Source organism: Treponema lecithinolyticum ATCC 700332 (genome assembly GCA_000468055.1).
Taxonomy (GTDB): domain Bacteria; phylum Spirochaetota; class Spirochaetia; order Treponematales; family Treponemataceae; genus Treponema_C; species Treponema_C lecithinolyticum.
Genome location: KI260564.1, coordinates 208005 through 214535, shown reverse-complemented (window position 1 = coordinate 214535; position 6531 = coordinate 208005). Strand labels below are relative to the sequence as shown.

5 protein-coding genes and 1 pseudogene are annotated in these 6531 nt (G+C 43.5%); all 6 read left to right on the top strand.

Going from position 1 to position 6531, the window contains the following annotated elements:
- Window positions 1-343: pseudogene (locus HMPREF9193_RS05535) on the top strand (leucine-rich repeat domain-containing protein); the annotation flags it as partial.
- A gap of 97 nt (window positions 344-440) precedes the next feature.
- Window positions 441-1406, top strand: a complete 966-nt coding sequence (locus tag HMPREF9193_RS05530) for a PhoH family protein (RefSeq protein ID WP_021687100.1) — start codon at window positions 441-443, stop codon at window positions 1404-1406.
- The gene (locus HMPREF9193_RS05525) at window positions 1390-3123 is read left to right on the top strand and encodes an HD family phosphohydrolase (RefSeq protein ID WP_021687099.1); all 1734 of its coding nucleotides are present in this window, start codon (window positions 1390-1392) and stop codon (window positions 3121-3123) included. Before HMPREF9193_RS05530 ends, HMPREF9193_RS05525 begins: the two co-directional genes overlap by 17 nt.
- On the top strand, window positions 3113-3601 hold the full coding sequence (ybeY, locus tag HMPREF9193_RS05520) for an rRNA maturation RNase YbeY (protein ID WP_040847746.1): 489 nt from the start codon (window positions 3113-3115) through the stop codon (window positions 3599-3601). The genes HMPREF9193_RS05525 and ybeY overlap by 11 nt, the downstream gene beginning before the upstream one ends.
- The gene (locus HMPREF9193_RS05515) at window positions 3602-4408 is read left to right on the top strand and encodes a hemolysin family protein (protein ID WP_021687097.1); all 807 of its coding nucleotides are present in this window, start codon (window positions 3602-3604) and stop codon (window positions 4406-4408) included.
- A 32-nt stretch (window positions 4409-4440) separates the two neighbouring features.
- A complete protein-coding gene (locus HMPREF9193_RS05510; protein WP_156882462.1) occupies window positions 4441-6513 on the top strand; it encodes a tetratricopeptide repeat protein in 2073 nt (690 codons plus the stop codon).
- The last annotated feature ends 18 nt before the right edge of the window (window positions 6514-6531 follow it).

The window sequence follows — 6531 nt, the reverse complement described above, 5'->3', positions numbered from 1 at the left end:
ACTTAACGTACAGGGCTTAAGTGCTTTGCAAACTCTGGAATGCGACGGCAATCAGCTTGCCGTTCTTAACGTACAGGGCTCAAATGCTTTGCGAAGGCTGGAATGCAAGCACAATCAGCTTACCGCTGATGCGTTTATAAAAATCTTTACCGATTTACCGCAGCGCACTGTAAGCCAGAATGCAAAGTGTGAGCTTTACATCGAACTATCAGGCGTTAGCGAAGGCAATCATAAGGATTTTACTTCTCCGGGGGAACTGAAAACAGCCTTCGATAATGCAAAAAACGTAAAAAACTGGAAGATGTATAAATATGCAGGGAACGGGAACTTTGTTGAGCTTTAGCTCCGTTTAATTGATAAACACATGAGGCAGTAAGCATAAAAAAACGTACTGATTCGCACTTGACGTATAGGAGCGATTATGAGTAGTATATACGTCAGTGGAATCAGCGTTTACCATTGTCGTGCCCGACACGGATGTGCTTTCACGTTTGTGCGGCACAAATGATTGTAATTTACGCCTCATTGAGCGCCATTTGGGTGTACCGGTATTTACCAGAGGCAACGAACTTTCCGTTTCCGAAACCGATCCGGGTATTCACGAGCGTTTTAAATACATTATAGACCGCATTGTAGACGAAGTGGAAAACGGCAGCGAAGCTGACGATCACATGGTGTATTCCATTTTGAACGTTCCGCCGCCGAAAAATAATCTTTCCGAGCGTGAACTGCACGACTTATTTTCAAAAACAAGTATCAGCATTCCCGGAGCACAGCGCAAATTGTATCCCAAAAGCAAAAATCAAGCTGAATTGGTACAAGCTATGCGCTCGTGCGATATGGTGTTTTGCATAGGACCTGCCGGTTCGGGTAAAACGTATATTATGGTTGCCGAAGCGCTTAATTTGCTTTTTTCGCACAAAAAATCAAAGATTATCTTAACCCGTCCCGTGGTCGAAGCCGGCGAAAATTTAGGGTATTTACCCGGCGATTTGGAGCAAAAAATAAATCCGTATTTGCGTCCTTTATATGACGCTATGGAAACCTTTGTTTCCAAAGAAACGGTACGTAAAATGATTGAAAACGGTGTTATAGAAATAGCGCCGCTTGCCTATATGCGCGGGAGAACGCTCTCCGACAGCGTCGTTATTTTGGATGAAGCGCAAAATACGAATTGCCGGCAAATGAAAATGTTTTTAACCCGTATGGGGGACGGATCAAAGGTATTTATTACCGGCGATATCACGCAAACAGACTTGCCCAAGCGCACTGAATCCGGTTTAAAAAATGCCGTACACATTTTAAAAAATATCGACGGTATTAAAATCGTATATATGAATTCTTCGGATGTGGTGCGCAATGAGCTGGTTAAAAAAATAGTACAGGCTTATGAAGAACATGAATAATACCAACGGACAAACGGATAGCTTTTTTGCTAAAGCGTTTGCATACTTACGCATAAAATACGCTTTTTTTATAGTTTTTGTGCTTACTTTTGCATCAGTGCTTACCGTTTCATTTTTTGATGCGGCAACCGGAGAAACGCTGTTTTCTTTTCCTCTAGCGGAATACCAAGTGGACCAAATAGCGGATAGAACGATTATTGCCCAAAAAACGCTTTTGCCTACGGAATTAAATCCGTTTACAATCGTAAAAGGCGAAGAAATCATTAAAAAAGGTTTTCCCATTACGCAAGAGCGTTACGATAAATTAAAAAAAATGGCTGAAACGCCCGCGTATGTGGACTTGAGAGCCGTCGGCAATGCAATGCTGTTTTTTATGCTTTTAAGCGTGCTGATGTTTTTGCTGTTCTCGTCCTTTTTCCTTAAACGTCCCCTTGAATTAAAAGAAGCGGTTACGCTTGCGATTATGTTTGTGCTTGTGTATGCGGTCGCTGTGTTCGGAAGAAAATTGCCGGTTTTTTCAACACCTTTTACTTTGCCCATTATTTTACCGGCTTCGTTTGTCGTTATGCTGACGGCTATGCTGTTCAGCGAACGAGTTGCCGTGTATTTTTCGTTTTTGCTGTTTTTTGCAGTGCTGTACGGTTCGTCGGCACATACGCCCTCAGCGCTGTTTGTGCTCAGTTCGGCTGTGGCATCTGCGCGTATTGTGCGCAAACTCGATAAACGCATAAGCTTGGTGTTCGCTTCTGTTTTGCTTGCTTTGCTTAATTGGGTATTTTTGTTTACTTTGGAAATCATTTATGCAAACTCTTTGTCTTTTTCTCTTTTAAACGGAGCAGCTGTTGCCTTTAACGGATTTTTGTCCGGCATTTTAGCTTTGGGTTTTTTAACGCCGCTTGAAGTGCTGCTTAATACCGCTTCGGTATTCCGCTTGATGGATTTATCGGACTTAAACAATCCGCTTATGCACCGCATGCTGCTTGCAGCTCCGGGAACATACAATCACTCCATGCTGGTGGCAACCCTTGCCGAAAATGCGTGCAGTACTATCGGTGCAAACGGTTTACTTGCCCGCGTTGGAGCGTACTACCACGATATAGGTAAGCTTGAACAGCCCGAATATTTTATAGAAAACCAAACAAAGGGCAACAAACACAACGACATTAACCCGCGCTTGTCCGTATCCGTTATACGCAACCACGTAAAAAAAGGCGTGGAGCGGGCAGTGCAAATGCGTTTTCCGCAACAAGTAATCGATATTATTGCCCAGCACCATGGAAACGGTTTAATAGTTTATTTTTACAATGAAGCTAAAAAAGCCGATCCGAACGTTTCCGAAGAAGAATTTTCGTATACCGGAACACCGCCTGCTTCAAAGGAAGCTGCGGTTGTTATGCTTGCCGATACCGTAGAAGCTGCAAGCCGCACATTGGAAAATCCGTCGGTTCCGCGCCTTGAAAAATTTATCCGTCAACTGGTAATGGGAAAATACGAAAGCGGTCAATTGGATAAAGCCGATCTTACGTTCAGCGATTTGGATAAAATAAAAAACGCTTTTGTAAACATTTTGGCAGGCTATTACCATTCGCGCATAGAATACCCGAACCAGCGAGACCCTGAAGCCGATGCGGAAAATACCCGTGAAAAACAATCGGAAACAAAAAATTTTGCCGGCGCGGCAAGTGCAAATACAAATGCAAGCACAAATGGAAAATAAACTGCTGTTTGCCGCCGAAGGTATTGAACTTCCCGCATGGCTTTCGCGCGCGCAGGATTTTTTAGAGTGTGTACTGAAAAAACGTTCCCATGATAATTGGGAGCTTTCCGTACTTTTTTGTTCAAACGAATATATCCGCAATTTAAACCGGCAGTTCCGCGCTGTGGATGCCCCGACCGATGTGTTAAGCTTTGAGCAAGGCGGCGAATACAGCGAATATACCGACGAAAACGGAAAAGTCCGCTATGCGGCAGGCGATATAGTGATCAGTTTGGAATTTTTAGCCCAAAATGCCGCCGATTTTGCCGTTTCACAAAACGAAGAATTGAAACGCTTGTTAATTCATGGTATTCTTCATTTAGAAGGTATGGATCACGGAGAAAACCGTATAGGAGACGCCGTGCAGTGTGAAATGCTAAGCTTGCAAGAACGCTTATTGAATGAATTCGCCTCCTATGTTATAATAGAGGAAAAGTAAATGAGTTTTTTAACCGGAATTTTTAAAAAGAAAAACGAAGAAGACCCTTACCCAGGACACTTAACCCAAGAGCGGCAAGATATCTTAAGCGAAGAAAAGCGCGATATGATACGCGGTATAGAAGAGCTTGCTGAAACCTCTGTAAAAGAAGTGATGATCCCGCGCATAGACGTCGATTTTTTATCGCTGTCAACTCCTCAAGATGAGCTTTTAGAAAAAATAGCCGAAAGCGGACACTCCCGCTTTCCCGTTTATGAAGATTCCATAGACAATGTAGTCGGCGTTTTATACGTTAAAGACCTTATAACGGCATTTGCAAAAAAAGAAGCTGCCGATTTGCAAAGAATTATCCGTAAAGCTTTTTTTGTACCTGAATCAAAACGTATCGACAGTTTGCTGCGCGAGTTTAAAAGGCGGCACGTGCACATAGCGGTTGCGATTGATGAATACGGCGGAATATCGGGCATTGTATGTATGGAAGATATTATCGAAGAAATAGTAGGCGATATCCAAGACGAATTCGATAACGAGCGTGAAGATATTTTGCAGTTGGGAGAAAACGTGTGGTTGTGCGATGCGCGCTTAAACCTTGACGATTTAAATGAAACGGTACATTCACATTTTCCCAACGAGCAATTCGATACTTTGGGCGGTTTTGTATTTGATTTACTCGGTAAAATCCCTGTAAAGTACGAAAAAGCGTCGTGGAACGGTTACGACTTTATTGTGCAGGATATGGAAGGGCATCGGGTAAATCAAATAAAGATTATTAAGCATACACAAAACGCAGCCGATGAGGGCGAATAAACGTGTGCAAAGCGGTGGGGGAAAATCCGGTTATGAAACAAAAATACCTATGCGTTGTTTTTGCGGCATTTTTTTTTATGCTTTCCGTCGGTATACAAAATGCCGGTGCGCAAACGGCAAGTAAAACTTCCGCGCTCGATTTATATGCAAGGGGAAAAGAGTATCAAAACAGGGGCGATTGGTATGCCGCACTCGAACAATACCAGCAAGCGGTAAGCGTAAATCAATCCTACGGGGAAGCATGGTTTGCGCTTGCTCAGTGTGCGTATGAACTTGAACAATACGATTTGGCGGTGCAATATGCCGATACTGCAGCAAAATATATAAAAAACCGTACCGATGTTTTAAATTTAAAAGGATTTGCCCTTATCGGAGCAGAAAAAATAGATGAAGCGCGTAAACTGTTTTCACAAGTGCTCGTTTCGTTTCCAAACGATATACAAGCGCGCTTCGGTTTGGCGCAGCTCGATATTTTTGACGGTAAATTTTCGGCTGCCGAGCAATATTATGCGGATGCGCTTAAACGCCAAACGGGCAATAAAAAAGCGCTGTTATCTTTAGCTTTGCTTGCCGAACGGCAAGGTAAACGGGATAAAGCGCACTCTTATATTCTTCAAGCGCTTAAAGCTCACAGCGGCAATGCGCAAGTACATTATTTTGCCGGTTATTTGGCGGCTCAAGCAAATAATTTATCCGATGCGGAAACATACGTGCGCACAGCAATTCTTTTAGACGGCAATTACGATACGGCGTACAAATTGCTTGCCGATATTTTGTATGCACAAAAGCGCTACACGGAAACAATAGATATTTGCGACTACCGTATTTCCAAAAACAGAAATCAATCTTCGGCGTGGTACGTTAAGGGTCTTGCTTTTGAAATGCTCGGACAAACCGAAAACGCATTAACGGCGTGGAATACCGGTTTAACCGTAGACCCTCAAGACGAAATAATGCGCGCCGCATTTGAACTGCTGGTATTCGCTTCAACGGAAGTGGAAGATAAACGGCGTGCAAAATGGGCTTCCTATCATTTGGAAAAAGCCGGCGTTTATATGGAAAAATTTATGGCAGTGCAAGCTTTATACGAATATCAGCGTGCTCTGCGTCTTAACCCTGTCGATGTAACGGCGCGAGTTGCCCTTGCCGATATTTTGCGAAACGACGGCTTAAACGAATCTTACCTTTCTCAGCTTAACTTTTTACACGATCAGGATAAATCGAATGCGCGCATCGACGATACGATTGAATCCTATACGTCTTTGCTGCAAAACAGTTTGCCGGTTAAATGGGATATAGAACCGTTTTATTTGGATAAAACCCGTTGGACTATGGGGTTGTACTATCCGGCAGATACGCTGTCGGTACATCATCAGCACGTATTTCCTGTAGTGGCGGGCATACTTGGCGACATTTTTAACTCGGAACAAACGGTGCGTGCAATTACCGCCGGGCAAAGCGTAAGCGGTTATGCGCAAGCGTTTAAAGATGCCCGCTCACGCTCATACGATTTTTTTGCGCTCATCGATGTGCTTGAAGGCGAGCGAGATATCACCGTGCGTATGGACATATACTCCGCTTTTACCGGCAATAAAGCTTTGTCGTTGGATGTGTACCGCACCGGAAACGACCGTTTAGCATCGGTTTTACAAAAAATCCGCGACGATGTGCGTACTCTTATGCCTCAAAAAGCAAGGGTTATTAAACGCAGAGGTACAACCGTGTTAATCGATTTCGGTACTAAAGACGGTGCGCTGATGGGACAAAGTTTTTCCGTGTATAAAAAAGGCGATCTTAAAATAGCCGATACGGGGATCGGATTAAAATACGACGAAAAAAAAGCGCTCGGAACGGTAACGCTGAGCGCTATAGGCGAAGATATTTCGCAAGGCGATTTTAAACAAACAGGATTTTACGATTTGCTTGCAATCGACGATGAATTGCTTCCGCTTGTAAAAAGCGGCGCTGCGCAAACGCAGGATACGCAAACCGAAGAAACGGCAAAGTCTAAAAAGTCGCGAAAAAAAAATGCTCAAGAAGCTTCTCCGCCGAAAGTTGAAAAACGAAAATCGCTTTTATACGATTTAATTCAATCTATTCGCTAGAGAGCCGTTTGCACGCTC

Excerpts from the sequence above, each read along its gene's own strand:
- HMPREF9193_RS05525 (WP_021687099.1), top strand. The coding sequence starts at position 1,390 with ATGAAGAACATGAATAATACCAACGGACAAACGGATAGCTTTTTTGCT.
- ybeY (WP_040847746.1), top strand. The coding sequence starts at position 3,113 with ATGGAAAATAAACTGCTGTTTGCCGCCGAAGGTATTGAACTTCCCGCA.
- HMPREF9193_RS05515 (WP_021687097.1), top strand. The coding sequence starts at position 3,602 with ATGAGTTTTTTAACCGGAATTTTTAAAAAGAAAAACGAAGAAGACCCT.
- HMPREF9193_RS05510 (WP_156882462.1), top strand. The coding sequence starts at position 4,441 with ATGAAACAAAAATACCTATGCGTTGTTTTTGCGGCATTTTTTTTTATG.